Source organism: Mycobacterium parascrofulaceum ATCC BAA-614 (assembly GCF_000164135.1).
Classification (GTDB): domain Bacteria; phylum Actinomycetota; class Actinomycetes; order Mycobacteriales; family Mycobacteriaceae; genus Mycobacterium; species Mycobacterium parascrofulaceum.
On sequence record NZ_GG770563.1, the window covers coordinates 22,313 to 47,725 of the forward strand.

Sequence of the window (25,413 nt, forward strand, 5' to 3'; positions counted from 1 at the left end):
GAGGCTTCCACCAACCATGCTCACCAACACCTGGCGTCAACGACTTCACGGCACCCACACCGCGTTTCGCCGCGCGGGCCTCATCATCGGCCTGGCCTCCTGCAGCGTGGTGGCCATCGCCACCATCTGGGGGTGGATCTTCAACGACCCCATCGACGTCGCAGGCCCGGCCCGCAGCGCGGTCAACCGCACCGCCCTGGTCGGCTCCTACGCCCAAGACTGTGTGACCCGTTGGCTCACCGCCACCGCATCTCACCAACAGGTCCTGCATGACTGCTGGTCGCTGCGCGACCCCATGAAGCTGCCCACCACCCCCGCGCTCATCGTCACCTCCCCGGCAGTCTCAGCGGTCACCCTGGTCAGCGACGCCGGCACCACCCAGCAGTGGAGCGTGGTGATCACCGTCTCCGAGCGCCCGTTCGAGGCCGCCACCCCCCGCACCGCCTACTACCGGCTGCCCGTCGTCTACAGCAACTACGGACTGCGGGCCAGCGCACTACCGGCCCGGGTCAACGGGCCCGGCGCCGGCGCGGACGCGCCGCTGGGCTATTCCACTGCGGTCGCCGACACCTCACCGGCTTTCACCACGGTCAGCGGATTCATCACCAGCTTTTTGACCGGCGCCGGCGGGCTGGAACGCTACGTCACCACCAACTCCGGGCTGCTTCCCGCCGCGGACTACCGCTCCGCCCAAGTCATCAAACTCGTCTCCAACCACGCCCCCGGCGATCACGATGTGCCTGCTGAGGGCACCACCGTGCACGTGTTGGCCACTGTCAACGCCGTGACCAGCCAGTACGCACCGCTTCAACTGGACTACCCGATCGCGTTGACCGTCACCAGCGGCCGCTGGAGCGTCTCGGGCCTCGACTATGCCCCCCTGCTCGCCCAGGGCGCCGAACTGACCCCTGTCATCCCCACCGCGGCCGCCGCGCCCCGCTAAAGGAACACCCACCATGAGCCTTCTGCATTTTCTCGACCGCCATCACCTTCTCGTACCGATCCTGATCGCCCCCTCGGTGCTGCTGTGCGCCGTGTACGTGTACCGCCGCGTCTGGGCGTCCCTCATCTGGACCACAGTGCTCACCGCGGCGCTCGTGTTCGCAGCGCCGCCTCTCGCCCACGGGCACGACCGCGAATTCGGCCCCGTTGTGCCAAATTCACAATTCGGCCCGGACCGCTGAAGTAAATCGTGAAAGGAACCCTGACGTGCATACCGCATCAGCCCCAACGCTTTTCGACGCCGCCAACCAGGTTGCGGGACCTCCCCTCCTCGGCGCCATCGGCTTGGGTGGGGGCGTTGTGTGCGTTGTGCTCGCCAGCTTGGCACTCGCTGTCGAGTCCGCCCGTCAGGGGCGCACCATGGTCGCGCTGGGATGGGGAGTTCTCACCCCCAGCACCGCCGTCGTCATCGCCTTCGGCCCCATCCTTGGACCTCTCTCGCTGTCATTGCACTAACCATGAAAGGGAATACTGATATGAACACCGCTTCGCACACAACGGTTTTGGCCGTCGCCGACCTCGTTTCGGGCAGCCATGCCCTCTACACCATCGGGGTAGGTGTGATGGTCGTGCTTATCCTGCTCGGCGGCGGTGCACGCGCGGTCGGCTCCTTCTTCGGCGGCCGCATCGGCGCGACCGTGGGCTGGGCCCTAACCGGCGTCGTCGTCGCCGTGATCGTCGGCTCGGGTTATGCGATCTACGTCTCGACCAAACACACCGTCGATCGCACCGGCATCACCACCGGCCAATTCGGCCAATAACCCTGCGACAGCATCCCTTCCACCGCAACCGGCGACCCGGTTCCGCGGTCACAACGCGCGAGGAAAATAACCCGTGACCGAATCAGCGCAACTATTCAAAGGCGTCCACGACACCCCGGTCTACACCGACATCCTGTTCAAAAAGCCGCTGCGGCTCTGGGTGGCGGTCAGCCTCTACGGCGGCACCGCCCTCACTGTCGCCCTCACCATCCTCGCTCTGGATTCCGGGCACGCCCGCGCCATCTTGATCTACGGCCTGCTGCTCACCGCCGCCACCGCCGGGGCCGCGGCACTGATCCCCCGTCAGCGGCCCAACCTGCGCTTCCGCATTGTCAGCGCCTGGCGCGCCCTGCGCCCCACCCTGGCCAGCACCGCCAGCGACCCGCTGCTGACACCGCCGCGCACCGTCATCGGCAACCTGAGCTTCACCGCCCACGGTATCTACGCCCACTACCTGATCAGCGGATTGCCCTACTACCTGCAATCCACCAAACGCCGCACCGGCGTGGCCGACAGTCACCAAGCCCTGGCCCGCGAAGTCCCCGCCGGCACCTGGGTATTCGGGCTCTCCGTACCCCAAAACCAGCGCCAGCTGCTCCGCGCCATGGTTGATGGTCACCGCGACAAGCCCGCTTGGGTCAACTCCTGCCAGCGGATGAAGCCCGTCCTCAAGAACCACCACCCCCGCACCCGCATCTACTGGCTGGCCATGCCCGTCGACGCCGGCCGCGCCGGGCACAGCCCTGCAGGTCAAGCCGCCAAACTGCGCGACTGGGTAATCGGGCGCGACAAAGACTCCGACGACTCGGTGGCCGCCTACCAGCGCCTGGCCCACGACATCATCACCGCCATTCCCGAGCAGTTCGCGCCCCAACCGGTCAGTGCGGACATGATCGACTGGTTCTGGCGGCACAACGCTTGGCGCGGAGTGTTCAACAACCCCCTACCCCGCCGGGCTACCACAGACCAGCTCGACACCGCCGCGCTGCCCGCCGCGGTTTTCGACGACGGCGACCAACACCATCGCGGCGGCCGCCTCCTGCCGCTGCATCTCATCGCAGCCGGACTCGCCGCCGCTGCCATCGCGGCCGGCCTCCTGGTCGGACTCCCGCTAGCAGCCCCCCTCGCCGTCTTGTCCGCCGCGGCGCTGCTCGCGTGGACCGCCGGCCTGCGGCGCATCCCCTCGTGGAGCAAAACCCTGCGAGTCTCCAGTCCCGAAGGCGCGTATCCCGACAGCTACCAAGCGATCCTGCCAGTCGTCGACATGCCCAAGGCCGGCATCGTGTTCCCCGGATCAGAATTTCTGCAAGCCCTCGACGACCTCGACACCGGCGCCACCTTCGACTTCGCCGTCAACCTCGTAACCGTAAGCCGCGAAATGGAATTCGTGCGCAACGACCGCGCCAAAGGCAACATCGACGACCAATTCACCCAGCGCCGCGACGTCCGCAACGGCGACGCCGAACTCATCGCCACCTGGCGCCAACTCGCCGAATACAACCGCCAGCTCGAAGCCAACATCGACGAACGGCCCCTACATGCCGCGTTCGTCATCGCAGTCGGCGCCCCCGATCAACACACCCTGGACTACAGCGTCAAACGCCTCCGCGAAGAACTCACCCAATCTGGCCAAATCGCCATCCGCCACTACCGCGGCGCCCAAACCAAACTCTGGGCAGCCTTCAACCCCGCCGCCCCCGCCCACAAAACCACCATCGACCAATTCACCCAACCCACCACCACCAAAAAGTGGTCACGCTTCGTGCCGTTCACCTCATCCATGGTCGGCAACAGCACCGGAATCCTACTGGGATTCAACAGAAACAACGCCCTCAACAGCGCCGTGCTGCTCGACCTGCCCGCCGCCGCGCGTCGCAACCGCAACCCCTGCCTGGTGTGCAGCGGCGCGCTGGGCTACGGCAAATCCTATGCCGCCAAACGCATCACCCGCGGCGAAATCCAACGCGGCGCACAAGCATTCATCGTCGACCCCGGCACCGAGTGGGAAAAAGCCCTCGCCGATGTCGACAACAAAGCCGTCATCGACATGGCCGGCAACCAGTTCAGCTGCGACCCGCTGCGTGTCTTCCCCGCCGACGTCGCCGGCGGCTACTGGCTGGACTACATGGTTCCCATGATGAGCCTGGATGCGCGCAGCGTTGGAGTGCGCCGCCTACGCGCCATCCTGCAGGCCGACGTCGCTGCCGCGCTCGACATCACCAGCACCGCAGCGCTCATGAAATACATCAGCCACATCCAGGCCCCCTCGACTGGGCCCGACAATCGCGCCCCGCAAGTCGTCAGACTCGCCGACGACCTCGCCCCCATCCTTGCCGCCCTGCAATCGTGGGCCAGCCACGCCTTCACCCGAGCCATCTTCGACGACACGCTGCCCGTGCCCGACCTGGCCAGACTCGACGTCACGATCTGGCTCACCGGCAGCCTCGACCTGCCCACCGCCAAAGAGATGAACACCCCGCACCTCTACGAACAGCTCTCCGACCGCAAACGTGCCTCCGTGGCCATCTACGGCATGCTCGTGAGACTAGCCAGAGTGACATTTTTCGCCGATCCCACCCGGTTTGGGCTCATCGTCCTCGAAGAAGCCTCCGCCCTGCTCAACTCCCGCGCCGGCGCCGACGACGCACACCTGATCAGCCGCCAAGCTCGCAAGCACTACACAGGGTTGTTGATCATCACCCAAAATCCCATCAAAGACCTCGCGCTCATGGGTGATGAGTTCATCACCCAGCAACTGATCATGCCGTTTGAAAACGAAGACCTGGCACGCCAAGTCGCCGCCAAAGTCGGCATCCGCCTCGACGACTACCCCGACATCGAAGAATTCTTCCTCGCTCAGCCCTCCCCGGATGAGATGCGCGACCCCACCGCCTTCGACGAGGTTGACTCCGCCGCCGGCCCCAACCGCGGCGCGCGGCAAGGCTACGGATTCTTCGTCGACGAGTTCCGCCGCAAATCGCCCATCTGGGTAGCCACCGAACCCGACGCCGCCGTGCACGACGCCTACGACACCACCCCCGGGCGCGCGGCATGACCACCCCGCCAACAACATTCGGCCAGCGCGCCGCCGAATACCTCGGCTACCAGATGGCCACCCGCCCACGCCTGCGGCGCGTCACCACCTTCTGGTTCATCACCCACACCCTGGCCGCCGCCGCGATCGGAGCCGCCCCGCCCGCGGCCGCCTCCACCCTGGCCGGTGCACTGAACTGGACCGGGGTCACCGACAGCCACGGCGTCCCCGTGGGCAACTACTACCTGTCCGTGGTCAGCACCACCGAAGCCATCACCAAAGCAGGACCTGGCCTCAGCTGGGACCCGTCGAGCTGGGCCCGCTGGCTGGCCAACGCCGTCACCACCGGCATGACCCATGAAGGCGTGATCGAACTGCTGCAAGCCCAAGCCGGCATCTACATCTTCATGATCGCCATGTCGCTGTGGCTGCTGCGGTTCGCCATGTCCAACACGTGGCTGGTGTGGCTGGCCACCTGGTTTCGGCCGGTCTTCGAGACAATCCGGGTGATCCTTGCCGACCTGTGGGTCTTCCCCATCTGCCTACTGCTCGGTGTCTCAGTCGGCGCCTTCCACATCCTGTGGCATGGTCGCAAAGGCTTCGGCGCCGGAATCATGGTGTCCACCATCGCCGTTGGCATCCTGGGCATCGTGCTCACCCGCGACCCGCTGTCCGACCTCTACAGCGAAAACGGGCTACTGACCCAAGGACGCAACCTCGGCTTCAGCATCTCCCAAGCAGCCTTCGCCAACGGCACCATCACTAGCGGCGGCGGCCAGGCCCAGCTCCAACACCTCACCGGCCTCATCGCCGACACCACCTTGCGAATGCCGTTACAGCTGATGAACTTCGGCACCACCGTCGATAACATCGGCACCTGCGGTGGCGCCTACACCGCCGCCATGCTCACCCCACCCAACGCCGGCGACCTCGCAGCACCCGCCCACGCCATGGCCTCCTGCGGCGCACCCCAAGCCCTGTCCTTCGCCCAACACCTCAGCGGCGCCAACCTCGCCCTGGGCGCCTGCTACGGCCTCCTGGGCGCAGTCTTCGCGTTCTTCGTCTGCTACGTCACCTACAGCTACGTCATGGTATGCTGCGCGGCCTTCGTCAACGCCCTGATGTCCATCGTGGCCGCCGCACCCGCCATGATCCACGGCCACCCGCGCCGGCGCGCCGCGCGGCGCATCACCATGTTCTTCAAACACGCCGCCCTGGTATTCGCCTACACCACCTACATCTCCATCGCGGCCATGATCGTGCTCAAAATGGGCGCCCGCGGCGGCTACGCCGACCAGGTCGGCATGACCCACCCACTCGCGCGGCTATTCATGATCGCCATCATCTCCGCCGTCGCCATCGGCGTGTTCTGGTGGCTCAAACGCGAACTCGGCGATCACACCCGCCAAGATTTCACCCACACCATCAGTGAACTCGTCCACCGCGGCCGCGAAGGATACCAACGCGGACAAGACGCCTACGACCGAGCCAAAGACCTCAACTCGCGCGCACCATGGGCCAAAAAACCCGACGACGACTCCTCCGATACCCCCGACGAGCCCGACCAGCCCCTCACCGGCCCCCCAGTCAACGGCCGCCCCCCCGGCGGACGCCCACCCTCACCCGGGCGCGCCTCTCAACAAACCCCAGCACCACAGGCCCCCGCCGCTGACGTGGCGGCCTCCTCCACCGCCGGCGGGACTGCGGCCGCCGCCGATGGTGCCATGATGGCCGGTGAGGCCGCCACCGCCGTCGTGGCACCCGAAGCCGTCGCTGCGGCCGCCGTCGCCGGTCACGTCGCTCAGCGCCGCCACCGCGACCACAGCTCTACTGGCGCACAGCAACCCAACCCCCCGGCCGGCGCCCCCAACTCTTCGCCCCAAGGTGGTCCCGCCGCGCCTGCCGGCGCCCAACCAGCGCCAACCCCAGCCCCCGGCCGGGGCGGCAGCCCCGAGCGCCCCACGCACCAGCGCGCCAACCCAGCCTCTCCGCCACACCAGCCGCAGCGCCCCAGTACGCGCCCACAGCCCGACAGAGTCGACGTCGACGAGGACAGCACCCCTGTCAAGGGCCGTCCCACACATTGACGAGAGACCGAAAGCGCTTGTGGCGCAGCCGATCTAGTATGAGGCGGTGAGCGCGTGCTCGAGCGTGGCTTGCCACTCGCCCATACCCGCCGACGACCACGGCTCGTCGACCTTGAATCCGGTGGCCGCGATCGCCCCGTTGATCGCCCGCCACTCATCCTCGGTCGGGGAGCTCACACCCCGTAGTTTTTGGCGCTCCTGGAGAATCTTCTTAAGCGCATACAGAATCATTCCAGCTTGCTCCACATAGTCCATATCGGTGGAGTGTAAAGCCGTTTCACCGTAGCGCAACGAGCAGACGAGCACTGCTGCCCTGGGTTGATGTGGATCAACTGGCCGCAGCGACCCTGCCCGCCCGCCCGAGTCCTTCGGCGGCTTGGCGGTGCAGCCCGGCGGCGTAGGTGACCCTGGCAGCGATCTCTTCGTGAGGCAGATCAAGGTCTTCTTCGCTCAGGCCGAATTCGCGCAGCTCGGCCAGCAGGTCGCTGCGCTGTTGAGCTGAGCGGATTTCTTGTACGCGCTGTTGCTCGCGTGCATTCTTGGCTACCCATGCCTCGTCGACGATGACATAGATAAGGCGGCAAAGCAGGTAAAGCAGCCCGATCATCACGAGGATCGCCACGAACAGCGCCATCATCTGGTCTGAATCGTTCATAACTTGCCTATTCTGAACGCTTTTCGGAGACCGCCGCCCGCAGTCCTTCGGCCAAGTCTTCGCGGGTGAGCTCCCGCAGGCGCTGCAGCTGCGCGTCGGTGACTTCGACGTCGTCGCTGGCCAGCAGCTCATCAAGCTCGGTGGTATCCAGGCGGTCGTTGCGGTGATCGCGGGCCTTTTCCACCACGTTGCGCACAAACCCGGCGTTGCCCAATACGTCTATGCCGCGGATCAAATCGCCTTCAGCGGTGAGACTTTCATCGGCATAGAACTTCTCGAAGTCTGGGCGCAGGACTTCAACGGCCTCATCGGTGGTCACGTCCTCATCTTCAGCCGCCATCAGCTTGGTCAGTTCGATCAACTCTGGCGGGGTGTAGCTGTGGAACTCGATCACGGTCGAAAACCGTCGTCGCAGACCTTGATTCACCTCTAGCATTCGCTCGGTGGCTTTGGCGTAGCCTGCCCCGAACACCACCAGTTCGTCGCGGTGATTCTCCATATACAGCAGCAGTGTGTTGATGATCGCGTTGCCGTAGGGGTCGCCGGTGGAGTAGCCGCGTTCATGCAGGGTGTGCATCTCGTCGAAGAACACCGCCCCACCGAGGGCTTCTTCGAGCATCTCTTCGGTGTTCTTTTCCGCATCAGCCATGTAGCGGCCCAGCAGTTTGGCGCGGCTGGTCTCCACCACCAGCGGTTTGCGCAGCACCTTCAGCCCGCACAGCTGCTTGGTGAAAGCCCGTGCCACAGAGGTCTTTCCGGTTCCGGGCGGGCCCAGCAGCAGGGTGTGTCGAGAGGTGACCGGCACCCGCAACCCGACCTTGGTGCGGGCCAGGTTGACCTTCGTGGTCGAGCGGATGCGTTTGATTTCTCGTTTGGCCGTCTCCATGCCCAGCATGGCGTCCAGCTCGGCTTGCCCCTCGGCCAGATACTGCGAGGCCTTTTCGGCGTCGCGGGCCGTTTCGGCCTCTAGTCGGCTCGGGGCGCTCGCGGGGTCCCACGGGTCGGTGCGGGCCTCGATGGTTTCTGGGTCGGTGAGCACCAGGCGCCGGCTCGGGTCGTCCATCGCTTCACGGGCGGGGGCGAATTTCGGGTCGCGGGAATAGACGCGGCGCAGCAGTTGGGCGGCCTCGTCCTCGCGGCCCAAGTGACGAAGACACATCGCTTGGGTGTAGAGGATCACCGTGGCCGCCGGTGGTACGCGGTCATCGCGGGCAGCTTTGTCGCCGCGGCGAAACGCATCCTCGAATACCCCCAGCGACGCTAGCGCTGTGGTGGCCATCGCGGTGGCCGCGCATTCGTATTCGGGCCGATACCAACGTTTGTCGATCGGGAACAGGCCCAACACATCGCTCCAGCGTTGGGTGCGGAAATGCAACAGCCCGCAGGCGTAGGTGTGCATGTCGGCGTCAAACGGATCGGTCGGCTTGGTCGCCGAGCTCAGCAGCTCGTGGGCTTGGCTGTAGTTGGCTTCCCGGATCAACACGGTCGCGTATGCGCAACGCAGGGCATCCACTGAGCCGATCGGCAACTGCAAAAACAGGCCGTCGAACACCAGCGGGCGAAAGTCTGCGCCCAGCACCCCTAGCCGGCGGATCTCCCGGCCGAAGGTTTCTGCGGCTGCCCAGCCTCCGGCCAGTACTTCCACGCTGTCTTCACCGGCGAGCACCCGGCCCATCCAGCCGTCACATACGCCCGGGTCGGCCTGGGTGACCGTGCGGAACATGTCGGCGGCCACCTGCCGGTTATGGCTGGGCACCAGACCGTCCACGCCGATGCCCGATGCCAACAGGCCGCGGCGAAAGGCGCTGCGAGCCGGGGATTCTGCCTCAATACCTGTCATGATCAGCTACGAATCTAACCGGTTAGGCGGCCCGCCGGGGGCCGCCCTCGAGCAAGCGGCGCTCATAATCGAGGTTGATCCGGAGCCGATGCTGAAACGCCCACGTGCGGATCACCGCCGCACCCGGGCCTTCCTGTTCGATATGGATGTCAGCGCCGCTGGCCGACCGTTTGTCCACGGTGCGCACCGTGACGGCCGCCCCCGCGGGCACCGAGCCCGCCACCTCGTCGTAGACGATCACATACGGGTACTGCGAGGCCGGCAACTGCTCGACCAGCCCGGCGGTGTCGATCACCTGCAACCCGGCCGCAATGACCTGGCGCCACCGCCCGGGCCGCTGCGTGCAGACCAGCACCTGGTACCCGGTTGCGGCCGCACGCAACGACACCTGCACCAGCAAGGCGAACTCGCCGCAGATTGTCACGGTGGCCAGCTCGGTCGGATCACTGAGGTCGACCAGCAGCGGGTGACCGCTGGGAAGCGTGCCAACGATGATGCCCGTCGCGCCGATCGGTACCGCCACCTTTTCGTTGGCCGCCAGTTCGCGCGCCGGCACCGCCAGCCCGCCATTGCCCGCGCTCAACAGCCCGGCCCGCAGCCCGGCGTCATGACGACCCACAAACGGGTTCAGCCCGGTCAGCGGCGGCTCAGCCAGCGGCCCGCCGCTGTGATAGCGCACCATCACCCCCACGGCCGTAGCGCCGGTATCGGCGCGGCGCACCTGGATCGACACCACCGTGGCAGCGGTCTCCGGCGCCCACAGCCGGTCAATCGTGGTGCTCGAAATGTCGCGTGGCGACATCCAATAGGTCTGCACGTAACCGCCGGCGTGACGCAGCCGGCTCCACCCTGGCGTCAATCCGTTCGGGTCGATCCCGGCCAGCAGCGCCTCATCGGCCGAGCGGATCTGGGCCGCGGTCAACACCCGCGCCGGGATACGCAGGCTGGTCAGTTCTGCGGCCAGCCATTCGGCGGCCGCGCTCATCGTGGCCGCCACCGACTCGCGCCACACGATCGCCCGCGCACTGGCCAGCGCGTCCAGGCGCACGACCAGCCAGGTGCGGCGCTGCCCGACCGCGGGATGATCACCCACCGCCCCTGAATACACCGGGGCATACGGGTGGTGGCTTTTGGATGCCCGGCGCACCCCCGCGCTGACGATGTCGATGCCTTCTAAGGTGACATCGAACTGCTCCAGCCCGGCGGCCACCGCCTCAAGCGGCAGCTTCGTCATCGACTCGACCCGGGAATAATCGAGCGCCGAGGGACTGTGTGGTGGCCCATCGACGGCCACCACCGCTACCAAATGTGGCCCCACAGCACGGATTCCGACCCGCCCTGAGCCGAAGTGGCGCTCGTAGTCGGCCAGCTCACCGCCCGGCAGATCAGCTACGTGCCGTTTGCTCACCGATCGCCACGCCAGCGTCAACAGTGCTGCACCGCGCCAACGCAGCAACGCCAGCAGCGACACCACAAGGGCGAGCGCGGCGCCGGCCCACCAGCCCGGGCGGCCCGCCACGGCCGCCCCGGTGGCCACTAATGCGACGTCGACGACGAACAGCGCCACCAGGCGCGGCCAGCCGGCCGCCACGCTTAACGGAAAGGTCGTCCTCATCACCGCGCTCCTCGTCGCCGCATCAGCGCTGCTGAGCCCAGCACCAGCGAACACACCAGCGCCAGTCCGCCCACACCAGCGGCGGCTACCCACACGGGGGTCATGTCGCGGCCCACCTTGGGCGGGGCCAGCACAAGGGGTGCCGCCAGGTGTTGCGGCCCAACAGGTTCACCGGGGGGCAGGTCATAGGTCAGGGCGGCTACCGGGTCGACGATGCCGTGCCCGACCTGGTTATCCACCCCGCGCGCCGGTGCCCGGGCGGTTGAGAGCAGCCGGTTGATCACCTGATGGGCGGTCAGCTGCGGATACTTCGCGCGCACCAGGGCGGCCACGCCGGATACGATCGCCGCCGAAAACGAGGTGCCCGACTGCGGCACCAGCGTGTTCTTGCTGCCCTCGACCGCGTTCATCAGCCCGTCATCGCGCGGTGAGAGGCTTTCGATGTCAGTGCCTGGCGCCGCGATCGACACCCAGGGTCCGGCCACGCTGCCGTCCAGCGGAGCGCCGGTGGCATCCACCTCGCCGACGGTGAGCACATAGTCGGAAAACCACGCCGGAGTAACGACCGTGGTCACTCCCGCCCAATCGCGAGGATCGTTGGGATTCAACGGGTTATAGATCGGATTCTGTTTACAGTCGTTGCCCATGGCAGCGCTTTCGTTGCCGACATTGCCGGCCGCGGCCACGATCACCGCGTTGCGGTCCACGGCCGCGTAGTGAATCGCCGCGCCCAAGTCGCGCTGATCAATCATGTCGGTCGCGCTCATACACGACACCTCCGAAATGTTGATCACCGTGGCACCCATGTTGGCCGCATGCACGATCGCACGAGCCATCGTGCGGATATCGCCCGCCTTGCGCCGGGTCGCCGGGTCTTGGTTGCCTGCGAAAGCGTCCTTGGGAGAGAACGCTTTTGAGCTTTGCCGGATGGAGATGACCTGCACATCAGGGGCCACACCAGAAAACCCGTCCGCAGCCGGCGCCGGCGGCGGCGGGGGCTCCGGCGGGCCAGGCGGCGCGGGTGGCACCGGATCATCAGGACCAGGCGCGGGACTCTGCGGGGATAGTTTCGGGTGACCGGCGGGCACCACCACCGTGGGAGTCGCGCGAGGATGCCAGCTCGCCCCGTCTGGGGGTGGAGGCGGAGGCGGGGGCGGCAGCTGCACCGTCACGGTCTGCGGTGGCGGCGGGGGCGGCGGCGCCTCGGTGGTGGGCACTGTCTCAGGACGGCGGGCCTGGCGCGGCGGGGGCAGCGGCGTCTTGCCATCGGCGGGCTGGGCCGCGATCAGTGAGGCCACGATCATCCCGTGAGCATCACAGTCGGACAAGCCATCGCCGGGCATCACATAGTCGCCGCCACCGACAAGGTCGGTCAGCCGCGGATGCGGGGTGACGCCGGTGTCGATCACAGCCACCTTCTGCCCCGCCCCGCGCCCAAACCGCCACGCCTCAGCCAAATCCAGCATGTCCATGTAATGCGGCTGCACCCGATAGTCCGTACCCGGCAGCGTGCCCACCTTCGGGCAAAACGCGCCCTGGCGCATCGGTTGATCCGGACCCGGCGGCCCATCGGGCGGAGTTGCGCCCACATCAATCTGCGGGGGCTCCACCGCCCCCGCAGCCGGGGCGCCCCACAACCCGGTCAACCCCACCACGGCGACAGCCGATACCGCCGCACAGGCCTTTTGTGCACGACTCACCGAACAACCACCCCCGCTATCGGTACCGGATCGCGGCCAGCACACCCATCAGCCAAAACGCCAACGGGAAAATGCCTGTCAGGCAGACATATTCGACCCACTCGACGATCTTGCGGAACGTCGGAGTGTAGAAGCGGTTGGGCACCACCACACCGGCCACCAAGCCAGCCACCGGGACGGCCACCATCGCCGATACCCCCGCCAGCAATGCCGGCATCGTCCACAACCCCAACACATAGCGCCCGGCCACCCCGATCACCAATGCCACGGCGGCCAGCGCGAAGATCGTCGCCTGCCAGCGATCGGTGAACGAACGGCCGCGCAGCAGCACCGCGACCGCCACCAGCCCCGCCAACACCAGCGGCAGCCAGCGTCGCGGCGCATGCGGATCGCACAACCCGACGCTGCACACCACCACCAAACCTGTTGTCGCAACCAGCAACCCGGTCAGATAGGAGTGGGCCCGGTCGGTGGCCACCGTCACCTCACGCACCGACTCAGGCCCGGCGAACGTGGCCACCTGACCGCTGGCCACCGCATGATCAGCCGGCAAATCCGGACGCGCCTCAAAAATCCACTGGCCCGACGCTGAAGGGAAGACCGGCAGCCGAATCCCGGCCACCCAGCGCGCCACGGTGGGCGACACATGCATCCCGATCAGCGACACCAGCAGCACGACCGCCAACAGGATCGGCGCCGAGGTCACCAGCACCATACGCACCGAACCCACCACAACACCGACTGCCGCAGTGACGATCACCGTCGTGCCCAACGCGATATGGCGGCCGGTGAACCGCACTACCAGCACCGCGGCGACCAACGCGCTCGCCAATCCCAACGCGGCGTGCGGGGCACCCATCGGCCCCGGTACCGCAGCAGCAGCCCCCACCGCCAACGGGAGGCATCCGGTCAACAACAGCGTGTCACCGACGCCGCGCGCCAGCCGACTGGCTTGGCGCGCCAAGATGATCGCCGCCGCCGCCAGCAGCAGCGCCGCCAGCCCGCCACAATAGATGGCCGGCGCCCAGCCCAGATGCCCGTAACGCCAACGCCCCAGCAGGGCCGTGGCGGCCAGCACGCCGGCCACCACCATGCCCGCGCCGACGCGCGCCGCCCACACCGGCGTGACAGCAGGCCAGCGTCTGCTCAGCTCAGCGGCCACCGCCGAGGTGACGTGTTCGACGACGTTGATCCGGGCCTCGGTGTCGGCGGCGAACCGCAGCCACAACCGGGTGCCGTCGCTGACCCCTTGGGCGGCCAAAGACAGGCCTGGCTTCAGGGGGCTGCCATCGACCCAGCACAGTGTCCAGCGGCCCCGCGGGCCTGCCGTCAACGCCGGCTCCCCCAGTTCACCGAGTCGAGTGTTGACCAGATCCACCAGCGCCGCCAACTGCACTGACACTGAGGCGGTGGCATCCAACACCACCCCGATCTTGGTGGCCCCCGCGATGACCGCCACCAACACCCGATCAGGCAGGGCCGGCGCAGCCGCCGCCGTGACAGGGTTGTCGTGCTGCCGCTCGAGGGTCACGCGCTCAGCGCCCCCGCGGTCGGGAACCCTTCGGCCAGCTCGGCCGCCAGCTCCAAAAACGCCAACCGAGTGCGCTTGTGCAAGGCCGGAAAATCGAGCGTATCCGCGTCGCGCAAATGCGCATCCCATGGGATCGTCTTCACCGAACGCACCCGCGGCCCCAGCGTCTCGGTGATATGGGAGATAAACGCCTTGGACGCGCAGTCATGGATGTCGTTGAGCACAATCACCGAGCGCTTGAGCAGTTCGTGACCGTTGCGTGCGGCCAGCCACTCCACCGTGGTCTCGATCGCCAGTCCGCCCTCGGCGTTGCAGCTGCCGATGATCATCAACGCGTCGGTGTTCGACAACACTGTTTTGAAAAATTCGGTCTCGACTTCGGCGCCGCAATCCACCAGTGTCAGTTGGTAAAAGCGCCGCGTCAGCTCAGCGGTGTCGTAGAACACGTCCTTGTCCAGGTCCATCGGGTTGGCCACATTCTGGTTGCCCGGCAACACTTCTAGGCCCTGGGGGTTCTTCCCGGTGTAGTGACGAGCCTTGGGATAGTCGACAACCACCTCCTTGGCCGCAAGCAGATCGCCAATCGAGTTCAGCGCCTCGCGATCAACGAAGCGACCCAGGCCCCCGTAGGTGGTGTCGGCGTCGATCGCCAAGACCGGCTGCCCACGCTCAAAGGCGAACACGGTGCCCACACCGGCAGTCACCCGCGTCTTGCCGACGCCGCCTTTGATCGAAATCGCCGCGATCTGATACGTGCCGGGAATGTTGGAAGCCACACGAGACTTCCAGTCGATCAGTTGACGCTCATGAGCACCCGCACCCAGATTGACCAGCCCACCTGTGCAGGCGTGAACCGCCTTGCGCCACCCCATTTTCGCCGGTTCGCGGCGCCGTTTCACGACCTCCTCGACCTGGACATGCCGGGTCGGTGCCGAGCTGGGAGTGCGAAGGTCTGGCCGCGGCGCCCACCGTTGCTTAGGGTCCACACGCGGGGGTGACCACCGCGGCGGCGGCGGCGGGTTGCGCTGATCGAACTGCGGGCGCGGCGGGATCGGGTCGGGCGCCTGCCCTCCCGGGCCGCGCCCAACTGACGGCTCCGCGTCCGGTGCCCGAGGCGCCGGGGGCCGCGGCACAGCATGGGGATGCCCGCCCGGCGGCGGCGGCCCGAACGAGGGCCCCGCACCCGGCGGCGGCGGTGGTGCCGGTTCGGCCTGAGCATGAGCACCTTCAGTGCCCCCCGGCGCCGCGGGCCACGCCTCGTGGCGGTTCCCCTCGGCTGGCGGTGGCCCGAACTCGTAGCCACCCACCGGCGGCATGTGAGGTGGCGGCGGCGCACCCGGCTCGGGCACCCGCACATCAGCCAACGACACCTCCTCGGTGGCATCCTCGGCAGGCGCCGGATGCTCGCGCTGTTGCTCGCTGTTTTCCGGCGGCAGATAACGCGACATGAAGTCCGAATTGTCAGTCATTCCTAGTCCCCATATGGCTGGCGGTTACTATGTCCGATCCTAAAGGCAGAATTCTCGCTATACCACGCCCGCTCGGTATTCATCGAGAACACTTTGCTGGCACGGCGGTACCGCTTTTTGTCAGGCCATTCGTTCATGACTGTCCCAGGCGCGCACACCGACACTGTCGAAGACCGTCGTCAGCGCGTGATGCAGCTGGGCAGGACCCGCCGGGGCGATGGCCAGCCACTCCTGCTGGCTGCCCGCGGGCGGGTTCAGTCGGTACAGCGCCACCCGCCCCGAGGCAGTGTCGCGCAGGTTGAGCACCGTTTCGCTCCACACCGTGTCGGCATCCACATGGGCGCGCGCATAAACCAACGCCTCAGCTTGGGGATCTTCTAACGCCGCGCCCAGCTCAGCCAGCGCACCCCCGCGCAGCCCCAGTGCGCGCAGCGCAGCCATTTTCGCTGCTGCCGAGCCCGCCTTGGCGTGCAACGTGATCGCGGTACGCATGTCATCCAGCGGCACGTTGACCGCGCTGATCCGCGCCGGCTCCACCCAGTGCACCGAGTCCAGAGCTTCAAAGACTAGGCGTTGCACCCATTCCTGGTCGGTGCCCGGACAGTCGTCAATGGTGACGTAGGACCCGGCGCGCACCGCAGAGGCCCACCGGCCGTCGCGGCGGGCCAGCACAACGCGCAGCTGCTCATCGGGGATCGCGCGCCAGGTAGTGGGATCATCCATCACCACCGGTGTCACCACGTTCATCGCCCCGCGGCAGACCAGCAAGATGACTTCAACGTCGGGCGCGGCCAGCACCTTCATGCGCGCGGCGATATCAGCACGCACCATCGCATCCTCATCGGCGATGCCTTGGTCGACCAGCACCGCCAAACCCGGGTGCGCGGTGAGCCAGTCGGTGTTTCGTGGTTGTCCGTAGGGGCGTCCGCGCAGTTCGGGGGCGAGCTGGGGAATGCCCAGCATGGCTTGCAGCAGCCACAGTCCCTCGAGGTTGACGGTGATGTCAGAAGTCGGGGTGGCCGGAATTTCGGCGCTCGTCATAGCAGGTTTCCTTGCTCAAACGCTGACGTGGCGGCACCGAATCCGGTGCCGCCACGTCGTTGGCTGGAACAGTGCGGGCTAGGCCCACGAAGATCCGACGGCGCTGTCGGTGCTGTTCATGTTGCTTCCGGCGGTCTGCACCTTCTGTCCGTGAGCGTTGGCCTGCTCGTAGATCACCTGGAAGTTGCGGCCCAACTGGGTGATGAACTCCTGGCAGGCGACCGACCCGGCGCCACCCCAAAAATCCCCGGCCGCGAGCACATCGCGCACGATCGCTTGGTGCTCGGCTTCCAGGGAAGCGGCCTGGGCGCGGATCAGGGCGCCGTGGGCGTCGACGTCGCCGAACTGATAGTTGATCGACATGGTTGTACGTCTCCTTGGCGTAAAAGTGGGTAGGGACCTGGCGGTTAGCTGCTCAGGATCTGCTGAGAAGCCTGCTCTTGCTGCTCGTAGTTGTTGGCGTCACGGATCAGGCCGTCGCGCACCCCGTGCAGCATGTTCACGATGTTGCGGAACGCCTGATTCATCTGGCCCATAGTGTCGTAGGAGGTGGCCTGGGCTTGCCCACTCCAGCCGCCGCCGGCGATGTTCTGCGAAGACGCCCACATCTTGCGGGCCTCATCCTCAACGGTCTGGGCGTGCACCTCGAAACGCCCGGCCATGTCCCGCATCGCGTGCGGGTCGGTCATAAAGCGGGTGGCCATAATAACGTTCTCCTTAAAGCGCGAGTGATTTTATTTCAGCGTTGCTGTGTTGCCAGTCTATTGGCCCGATCTAACGCCGGGCAACGGCCGGCGCAAGCTATTTGAACGAATTTTTCCGTGCACATGATGTCACCAATTCGGCGCTAACGTCGGCGTAGCACTTTGACGGGTTTTCCATAGCGAGGTGAGCCGTCGCTGTCCGTGCCGCGCCCGTGCATACCCGCGGCCATCGGCGTGCCCCCATACATGCCGGAGCCCCCGGTGGTGGCCGGTGCAGCCCCCATCGACGTGCCCCCGCCCGAGGCGGCCACCGGTGCGACCGCCCGCGCCGTACTAGCCGACTCCCCGCTGGCGCCGGCCGTCCAGGTTGCCGGCACCGACAACCCGCCCAGCGATCCCGCGCGGCCCGCCACGGCCTCCACCTCCGAGGCTGCCCCGCCCATCCCCGCAAGTCCGGGCCCGGTCGCACTGGTCAAGGTCGACGCAGTGCCCCCACCGAACATGCCCGGATTCATAAAACTCATAAACGGGCTCAGCAGCGAATTGAATTGGCCCAGACCGCTGCCCCCCAACCCCTGGCTCAGCGGTGACGAGAGCCCTTGCAGCGCTTGGGGAATCGTGCTCACCAGCTGCGGGCCCATCGACAACATGGATTCGCCGTCCAAACCCGCCGGCATGCTTCCCGCGCTGCTGGCGAAATTGAACGGCTGCTGCCCGGCGGCGGTGCCGCCCGACTGGCCCAACGCGGCCGCTTGCGCGGCCAACCCGATCGGGTCCGAGTTGGGCGCTGGCGGCACGAACGGGACCAGCGCGCCGGTGATCCCCGAGGCATTCCCGGCGAAGTCGTACATCGTCGCGGTGTCTTGGGACCACATCTGACCGTAGTGAGCCTCGTTGGCCATGATCGCCGGAGTGTTGAACCCCATGAAGTTCGTCGACACCAGGGCCGCCAGCTGCGCCCGGTTCTCGGCGATCACCGGTGGGGGCACCACCCCGGCCCGGGCAGCCTCGAACGCCGCCGCGGCCGCCGCCGCGGCCGCGGCGGCTTCCTGGCATTGCGCGGCCGTCTCGATCATCCACACCACGTACGGGGCTGCCGACAGCGCCATCGACATCGACGAGGGCCCCGCCCACGCCGTGCTGGTCAGCGCTTCGATCACCGCCCCAAACGCCGCTCCTGCGGACCCGAGCTGCGCGGCCAGTGCCTGCCATGCGGCGGCTGATTCCATCAGAGACGCTGAACCCAGGCCGGCATACATGCGGCCCGAGTTGATCTCAGGTGGCAGCTCGTAATCCATGGCTGTGGGCGCTAACCCGCGGGCTAGACCTAGACCATCGCAGCGGTGTTGAGGACCTCGGTGGCGGCGTAGTCGGCCGAGCTGATGCCCATGGTCGAGACGAACATCTGGTGGACGACCTCCCCGATGGCTTGGGTGGCCTGATACACGCCGGCATGGGTGCCGAACGCCGCGGCCAACAGAACCGACGCCGGCTCTGGCGCCGGCGGCACCACGCCCAGTGTGGGTGCGGCTCCTGCGGCGTTGCCCGCCGCTACCGCCGCCCCGATCCCGGCCAACCCGGACGCGGATGCATCAATGCCCGCAGGTAATGCCTCGACAAACATGGAACCCTCCCGTAAAGAGCCGACCGGACATTGACCGGTCTGATGACAAAAGTGTATCGACGCCCGCGGGCTTACGCGCGGCCCATCGCAGATCTATCCGAGGCCGGCGTCAGCGACTTGGACATAAATTCCCGATTCGCCCGATTCGGCGGTATTCAGCAAGAATCCGCGGCCCTTGGGCATCCAATGGCCTTTCCATTTGCCCTTCACGAATCCTTGATCGGGGTCGGAATCCATGATCAGCTCCGGCTCCCTGGCCTGCTTGAGCATCCTGAACACGGGGTCGGCCCCCAGGCCCGCCATGAACGCCGCGAACTGGCGGGTGTAGATGATGTGCAACCCGACGTCGTCGCCGGCCTGCACGAACCGTTCGATCACCCCCAGAGGTGAGTCGAAGCCGACCGGCAACCGCTCAGAATCGTCGATGATCAAAAAGATTTCCGGACCCTGCCAGTGGCGCCGGCCGATGTCATCGACCGATAAATCGTCGCTGGGCAGCCGCGGCGCAAGGACCGCGGCCAGCTCGCCCATGCGCGCTTTGACCGAGTCCGGCGTCGAGGCGAAACGCTGCACGTAGGACTTATCCAGCACGTTGAGTAGCTGGCGGCGCGGATCAATGAGCCACACCTGGGCCGCGGGGCGGTCGGCCGTTTCTTCCAGCCCCGGCCCCGTAGCGCCGTCAGCGCCCGGGGCGTAAACCCTGCGAATCTCGCGCATCAATGTTGCACACGCCGTCGTGCGCCCACACTTGGGTTGCCCGGCGATGATCAGATGCTGACTGGCCAAAAACACCGGCCGTTCGGTCTCGTCGAGCGCCCACACGATCGACGTGGGGGTGCGATCATCGGTGGCGGCTGTCGCCGCCAGCTCGGCCGGCGAAACCCGCCCTGGCAGCCTGCGCACCTTACGTGCAGGATTGAACCTACCGGCCTGGCGGCTGACAGCCTCGGCGACACTGCGTGAATCGAACACCTCCGCGGCGGTGGACTCCAGCGCCGGGCGCGCCATCAACGTGTGCAACCCCACGGGGTCTACGCCGGTGCGTTCGTAATTTTGCCCAATCATGCCGCGCCCTGGCCGCGCCGGCACAGCCGTGGCCAGTCTCGCCTTAGCCACCAGCGTCGCTTCGTTGAAGTCGGCCAGACGAAGCTCCACCCGAGACCCGAAGTTACCCCGCACCGTCACCTGCAGATCGGTGTTCTTGGTCACCGCGGCGACCACGTGAATCCCGAACGTGGGCCCCTCTTTGATGATCCTGTTCACCTTGTCTTCGACGAGCGCCTCATATTCGCTAACCATCGCCGCATAGTTGTCGATCACCAAGAACACATCGCCGTAACCGTCCTCAGGCACAGCCCCGGGCTCACGCCCAGCCTTGCGGCGGCGAAACACCTCCATCGACATCACGCCGGTCGCCTCGAAGCTGCGCTTGCGCGAGGCGAGCAACGCCGCGATCTCCGCCACGGTGCGGCGCACACCGTCACTATCAAGCGACATCGACACACCACCCACATGCGGTAGCCCCGACACACTACTGAGGGCCGCCGACGAAAACGCCAGGCAGTAAAACTGCACCTGCTCAGGGGTGTGCGTCATGGCCGCCGCGCAGATCAGGTCTTGCAGCGCAGTCGTTTTGCCCGAGCCCTGAGCACCCACGATCACCACATTGCCGCCCGGGCCCGACACGTCAATGGTCAGCGGATGCTGGTCATGCTTGAATGGCCGGTCCACCAGCCCCACAGGGAACACCAGGTTCGGGGTGCGCGCATAGTCGCTGTCCCAGGGCCGCCCCAGATAGGTGTTCACCAGTTTCTCGATGCTCCACGGCGCATCCAGCGGCGGCTTCCACAACCGGTAAGGCTCAAAGTCAATCCGGCGCAGCTGGTCGATGATGATGCGCCCCACCTGTGGGCGCATCAACGCATTGCGCTCCTCGGCGTCCTCGCTATCGCCCGCGTCGGTCACCTCGTCGACATCAGCCACTTCCCCATCCACAGCTGGCGACTCGTCGAGCTCATCAGGCGGCGGCAACGGTGTGAAGTCCGTGGAGAACAGTTGCGGCGCAAAATAACTCACTGACGCCGCGCTCACTTGCGGCGCGTCGTCGAGGTCCTCCGTGCCAGGCTTGCGGTACTCACGCCACAAGAACTCGCCCTGAAATTTCGTCAGCGTGCCGTTCGCGGGGCTGCCCTGCAAGAAATAGCACTGCCCAGAACCCTTGAGGTTCACCGCATTCGGCACACCGATCGCCGTGGCTGACTGTGTCGTATTGGTCTGCAGGGCCATCCGGTACCCCACGTTTTCTAGCAGCTTCTCAGCGCGAGTTTCGATCTGCTGGCTGGCCATCAGCAGATGAATCCAATACGCGCGGCCTTGGCGGGCGATCTGATACAACGAGTCCTGAATCTCTTGACCCATCAACTTAAACAGTTCGGCGAACTCGTCAATGACCACCACCAGTACCGGCAGCGGCGGCAACACCTCAGCAGCCCCCGCTGCGAGCTGATCGGCACGGATCTTGTTGTATACCCCCACATCATCAGCGCCAGGCACATCGCATAAGGCTTTGCGCCGCGCGATCTCGCCATCCAGCGCGTCGATGAAACGGGTCATCAAACCCTGGTCCTCTTCGAGGTCGGTGATGATCTGCGAAACGTGAGGCACCCCGGCAAAGGGCCGAACACCCGAGCCACCCTTGAGGTCGGCCAACATGAACTGCAGGTTTTGCGGCGGGTGCCCCAACATCAGAGACTCAATGAAGGCGCGCAGCATCGTCGTCTTGCCCGAGCCAGTCGTGCCGGCCATCACCCCGTGCGGGCCCTGGCCCCCTTCCGAGTCCTCCTTGATGTCGACGAAAAACAGCTCATTGTTGTCCATCCGGTTACCCAGTGGCACCTTCAACCGCTGCAGGGAGTTGATGTCACTACGCGGGCCCCACAACTTGTCGAAATCAATATTGGCGGCGTCCTCAATCCCGTAGTACGACAGGATGTCTCGGGCCATCACCTGCTTGCCGGAATCAACTTCGATCGCCTCATAGGCCTCGGCGAGCCGGAAGCGCGCCATGCGCTCGGCGAACGTCTCGGCCTCATCGCGGCTCATCTGATCGGCGTAGGCGAAAAACTGGGGATCGTTCCCCTGCGGATCCCATGTCATCGGGTCGCGCGGCACCGCCGAGATGACAGCGTTCTCACCGATGTACAACACTCGCCGGCGCGCGTCGCGGCACGCCGGAACGCGGCCTAGGCCGCGCACGTCGAAAAATGTCAACCCAGCGACGCCTTCGGAGCTTCCGAGACGCTCCCATCCCGCTTCGGTGTCGCACACGACCACCGTGTGCGGCAACGGCTCAATAGGGTCCTTCGACGCGCCCAGGCGCGAGCGGAAGTCCCCGCGGGTGGACAGCGACATTGCCTCAGTTTGCGCGTCAAGGAACTCAGCGACCGACCCATAGACCATGCGCACCGGGCCCGCACCGTCAATGAGCTTCGGATCACCGGCGTGTGGTAGCCACTTCACCCAATCCCACTCGGCCGCATCAGAAGTCACCACCACCAGCCGCAGATGATCGGGGCCGTGGAAAAACACCAATTCGCACAGGATCGCGCGCATCAGGCCCAGCACCCGCTCACGCGGGCCGCGTAGCTCATAGCCGGGCTCCACCATCAGCGACACCAGTTTCGGCGTGCCGTAGGCCACCGTCTGGTATTGCATGAACTCTTGGAGGACCTTGCCGGTCACCGGTTCGAGCTCGATATCGGTCGGCGCGTCCTGCGGCTCGTTGAACACGGCGGCATTGGATTCCATCAGATCCGTCATGCCCACCCCGACCCGGGCCACCCCGAACCATGTATCAGACCCGTTGGGCTTGCGCTCCCACATCCGCATACTGCCCACGGCCGCTTCCAGGGTGCCCGGTGCGGGGTGATACCAGCGGTGATTCTGATCGAGCCGGTCCGCCAACTCTGAGGTGGTTCCTCGCAGCTCGTCCATGACCATGCAAAACCGGGCCCGCAGCGCGTCGAGCTTCGAGCGCGACATCTCCTGCGACCCGCCGCGGCCACCGAACAGCATCGCAACCAGCCCGCCCACCATCAGGAGCGGGAAAAATGACCCCGCGCCGGTAAACGAGCGCGCACCACTGGCGAAGCTGATCCACATCATTCCGCCGAACAGCGCAAGCAGGCCGATGATCAACGCCACCGACCACAGCGGTTTGCTTTGTGGCGGCGGCACTTTCAGTGGAGTCGGCAGGTCAAGGGTTTCAGGCTTAAACGGCGGCGCCTGCGCAGTTTGCTTGCGCGCGAACCCAATCTTCATGACTTCGGGACCTCCAGTTCGGCCGGGTTGGCATCGACAGGCAGCGTGTTGTGACGCACCAGCGCATCAGAGCGCGACAACGCCGGCCCGGCGGCCAGCAGCCGCAGCGCCAGCCACGGCGCCGGGCTCGGGGAATGCTTCTTCAAACCCAAAGCGTTCATCGTGTCCTCCTGGCGCGGCACCCCGAACCGCACCCCTGATTCGGATATCCACCACAACGACTCCACCGTGGCCGCTGACGGCGAATTACCGGTGGACACCACGTAATTGGCGTACTCAGGGCCCAGATACACGCGGTCGGCCTGCATCTGTGGCCCCGGGGCTTTCACCAAGTCCACCACTTTGTCCACTTGGCCCTCGGCCACCGGGATGCTCGGGCCGGCGATGACCGACGTGCTAGCCAGCGCCTCACCGCTCACCTTCTCCCAGTGCCAGCACGCCGCGGCGTTGACCTGGCTATCGATCACCCGCGGCGGGGTAGCCGGGAACGCCGACAAGTCCAGGGTTTGCACCACCGGCAACTTCGCCAACACCGGGCCAGCCACCACCGGGATCACCGCACCGGCCGGCCCGGCATTTTGCAGCACCTGAGCCACCACCGGCGACACCGGCTGCACGCCATCGGTGAGCACCACCGAATACGCGGTCTGCCCACCCACCTGCGGAGTCGATACCACCGTCCCCACCGGGCCCGGCGCCCCCGCGAACCGTGCCGGCGAGCCCGCATTCGGGATCACCGGCACCGACAACTCCGGGCCCACCGGGATCGCATCGAATAAGGCCCGGCTCATCGGGCGCGACCCCAACACCGCATCCTCGCCCAGCCCCAACGCCAACAGCACCGCCCGAGCACCCTGATTGATCAACGAGCGCCGCCCATCGCGGATCAACCACACCGCATCCCCATAGCGGCGCACCATCGCATCATCAGGGCCCAGCACGTGGCGGCGTGGACCCAGCTCGGGCTGGCCGTCGATGACGGTCACCGTCACCGGCTCAGGCGCAGCCGCCCCGAACGCCTTGGTGATCTCATCACACACCAACCACGACGAGCGACCCGGCGACGTCGCCACCATATCCTGCGGGGCGCCGGCAATACCGACCAGCGGCCCGCGCGGCGCTGCGTCAATCTCGCTGCGGCGCACCCGAACCGGGCTGGCCGCCTCCCCGGCGATCAACCGCGCCGAGGACAAATTCAACGCCGGATACAGCTTCTCGCCCACCCGCACATACAGCGCCCCCGAATCCTGATCGGCCACAATCCGCGCCTGCCCCGCCGAACCGGCCGGGCGCACAAACGACCAGAACAACGCCCCCAGACACAGCACAGCGGTCAGCGTCACACCCGCCAACATCGCCATCGACTGGCGCCGGCCCGGCTCGGCCTCCATCCGCACCCGCCGCCGAGTCATCGCCGCCACCGCGCGACGGGCGAAAAACATGTGCCCCGACACCTGTACCCGCGTCGAAAGCCCCAGACCGCGCCCGCGCCAGCGCGACTCGTCGTCCTTATCCACTCCCGGCTCAACCACCGTCAATACCCACCGTTAAATCGTTATCCGACAATTCTTTTCACGACAACATGCCCACGCGGGAAGCCCGAATACTGGACGTGGCCCCCCGGGGTGGGCGCCTCAATGACCTTCGTCGAGGACACCGCCATCTGCACATGCTCCGGCCCTCTGCTCGAGAAATTGGAAAACACCAGATCACCGGCCCGCACCTCAGCGCGATCCACCGTCATACCTTTGTGAATCATGTCGTAGGTCATGCGCGGCAACTGAACCCCCGCGTGCCGGTAGGCGTCCATCACCAACCCGGAGCAGTCGTATTGGCGCGGCCCTGTCGCGCCCCACACGTACGGATCACCCAACTTGGTCTCGGCGAACTGCACCGCCCGCAGCGCCGTCCCACTGCCACCGCCGCCCAGAAGCGAAGCGCCCGACTGCTCACCCGGCCCCCCGTTCTCACCGCCGCCGCGACTCAGGCTGCCCATCAGTGACGCCGGTATCCCCGACGCCAAGCCGCTC

The 25,413-nt window shown here is 66.4% G+C and carries 20 protein-coding genes; 5 read left to right on the top strand and 15 right to left on the bottom strand.

The window, feature by feature from the left end:
* Positions 1-16 precede the first annotated feature (16 nt).
* From HMPREF0591_RS28660 to HMPREF0591_RS28680, 5 genes are all read left to right on the top strand, one after another.
* Positions 17-943: a conjugal transfer protein gene (locus HMPREF0591_RS28660; protein ID WP_007172326.1), complete on the top strand. Its 927-nt coding sequence runs from the start codon at positions 17-19 to the stop codon at positions 941-943.
* 13 nt (positions 944-956) lie between these two features.
* Positions 957-1,184: a hypothetical protein gene (locus HMPREF0591_RS28665; RefSeq protein WP_007172327.1), complete on the top strand. Its 228-nt coding sequence runs from the start codon at positions 957-959 to the stop codon at positions 1,182-1,184.
* A gap of 321 nt (positions 1,185-1,505) precedes the next feature.
* The gene (locus tag HMPREF0591_RS28670) at positions 1,506-1,763 is read left to right on the top strand and encodes a glycosyl transferase family 39 (protein WP_225336863.1); all 258 of its coding nucleotides are present in this window, start codon (positions 1,506-1,508) and stop codon (positions 1,761-1,763) included.
* 73 nt (positions 1,764-1,836) lie between these two features.
* Positions 1,837-4,818 (top strand): ATP-binding protein, encoded by a 2,982-nt coding sequence (locus HMPREF0591_RS28675; protein WP_007172330.1) that lies wholly within the window; start codon positions 1,837-1,839, stop codon positions 4,816-4,818.
* The gene (locus HMPREF0591_RS28680; RefSeq protein ID WP_007172331.1) at positions 4,815-6,884 is read left to right on the top strand and encodes a hypothetical protein; all 2,070 of its coding nucleotides are present in this window, start codon (positions 4,815-4,817) and stop codon (positions 6,882-6,884) included. Before HMPREF0591_RS28675 ends, HMPREF0591_RS28680 begins: the two co-directional genes overlap by 4 nt.
* A 33-nt stretch (positions 6,885-6,917) precedes the next feature.
* Here the strand turns inward: HMPREF0591_RS28680 and HMPREF0591_RS28685 are convergent, their stop codons facing one another.
* The 15 genes from HMPREF0591_RS28685 to HMPREF0591_RS28755 all read right to left on the bottom strand — a co-directional run.
* Entirely contained in the window at positions 6,918-7,139 is a 222-nt protein-coding gene (locus HMPREF0591_RS28685; RefSeq protein WP_007172332.1) for a hypothetical protein, read from the bottom strand.
* Positions 7,140-7,212: 73 nt separating this feature from the next.
* Positions 7,213-7,539 (bottom strand): hypothetical protein, encoded by a 327-nt coding sequence (locus HMPREF0591_RS28690; protein WP_007172333.1) that lies wholly within the window; start codon positions 7,537-7,539, stop codon positions 7,213-7,215.
* A 7-nt stretch (positions 7,540-7,546) separates the two neighbouring features.
* Positions 7,547-9,379: a type VII secretion AAA-ATPase EccA gene (gene eccA, locus HMPREF0591_RS28695; protein ID WP_007172334.1), complete on the bottom strand. Its 1,833-nt coding sequence runs from the start codon at positions 9,377-9,379 to the stop codon at positions 7,547-7,549.
* Between the two features lie 22 nt (positions 9,380-9,401).
* Positions 9,402-10,994: a type VII secretion protein EccE gene (gene eccE / locus HMPREF0591_RS28700; RefSeq protein WP_007172335.1), complete on the bottom strand. Its 1,593-nt coding sequence runs from the start codon at positions 10,992-10,994 to the stop codon at positions 9,402-9,404.
* Positions 10,994-12,739 carry a type VII secretion-associated serine protease mycosin gene (gene mycP / locus HMPREF0591_RS28705; RefSeq protein ID WP_414018118.1) on the bottom strand — a complete coding sequence of 582 codons (1,746 nt, stop codon included), beginning with the start codon at positions 12,737-12,739 and terminating at the stop codon, positions 10,994-10,996. Before mycP ends, eccE begins: the two co-directional genes overlap by 1 nt.
* A complete protein-coding gene (gene eccD, locus HMPREF0591_RS28710) occupies positions 12,711-14,225 on the bottom strand; it encodes a type VII secretion integral membrane protein EccD (protein ID WP_007172337.1) in 1,515 nt (504 codons plus the stop codon). Before eccD ends, mycP begins: the two co-directional genes overlap by 29 nt.
* Positions 14,222-15,124 carry a MinD/ParA family ATP-binding protein gene (locus tag HMPREF0591_RS34220; RefSeq protein ID WP_083103273.1) on the bottom strand — a complete coding sequence of 301 codons (903 nt, stop codon included), beginning with the start codon at positions 15,122-15,124 and terminating at the stop codon, positions 14,222-14,224. Before HMPREF0591_RS34220 ends, eccD begins: the two co-directional genes overlap by 4 nt.
* Before the next feature lie 690 nt (positions 15,125-15,814).
* On the bottom strand, positions 15,815-16,735 hold the full coding sequence (locus tag HMPREF0591_RS28720; protein WP_007172339.1) for an ESX secretion-associated protein EspG: 921 nt from the start codon (positions 16,733-16,735) through the stop codon (positions 15,815-15,817).
* A gap of 78 nt (positions 16,736-16,813) precedes the next feature.
* Positions 16,814-17,098: a WXG100 family type VII secretion target gene (locus HMPREF0591_RS28725; RefSeq protein WP_007172340.1), complete on the bottom strand. Its 285-nt coding sequence runs from the start codon at positions 17,096-17,098 to the stop codon at positions 16,814-16,816.
* Between the two features lie 44 nt (positions 17,099-17,142).
* Positions 17,143-17,439: a WXG100 family type VII secretion target gene (locus HMPREF0591_RS28730; RefSeq protein WP_007172341.1), complete on the bottom strand. Its 297-nt coding sequence runs from the start codon at positions 17,437-17,439 to the stop codon at positions 17,143-17,145.
* Between the two features lie 143 nt (positions 17,440-17,582).
* Positions 17,583-18,737: a PPE family protein gene (locus HMPREF0591_RS28735; protein WP_007172342.1), complete on the bottom strand. Its 1,155-nt coding sequence runs from the start codon at positions 18,735-18,737 to the stop codon at positions 17,583-17,585.
* A gap of 29 nt (positions 18,738-18,766) precedes the next feature.
* Positions 18,767-19,063, bottom strand: coding sequence for a PE family protein (locus HMPREF0591_RS28740; RefSeq protein WP_007172343.1), 297 nt, complete (start codon positions 19,061-19,063; stop codon positions 18,767-18,769).
* A gap of 93 nt (positions 19,064-19,156) precedes the next feature.
* A complete protein-coding gene (locus HMPREF0591_RS28745) occupies positions 19,157-23,383 on the bottom strand; it encodes a type VII secretion protein EccC (protein WP_007172344.1) in 4,227 nt (1,408 codons plus the stop codon).
* Positions 23,380-24,921: a type VII secretion protein EccB gene (gene eccB / locus HMPREF0591_RS28750; RefSeq protein ID WP_007172345.1), complete on the bottom strand. Its 1,542-nt coding sequence runs from the start codon at positions 24,919-24,921 to the stop codon at positions 23,380-23,382. The genes HMPREF0591_RS28745 and eccB overlap by 4 nt, the downstream gene beginning before the upstream one ends.
* A gap of 17 nt (positions 24,922-24,938) precedes the next feature.
* Positions 24,939-25,413 (bottom strand): C40 family peptidase (locus HMPREF0591_RS28755; protein WP_208857816.1); only part of this gene is annotated, 475 nt, incomplete at its 5' end.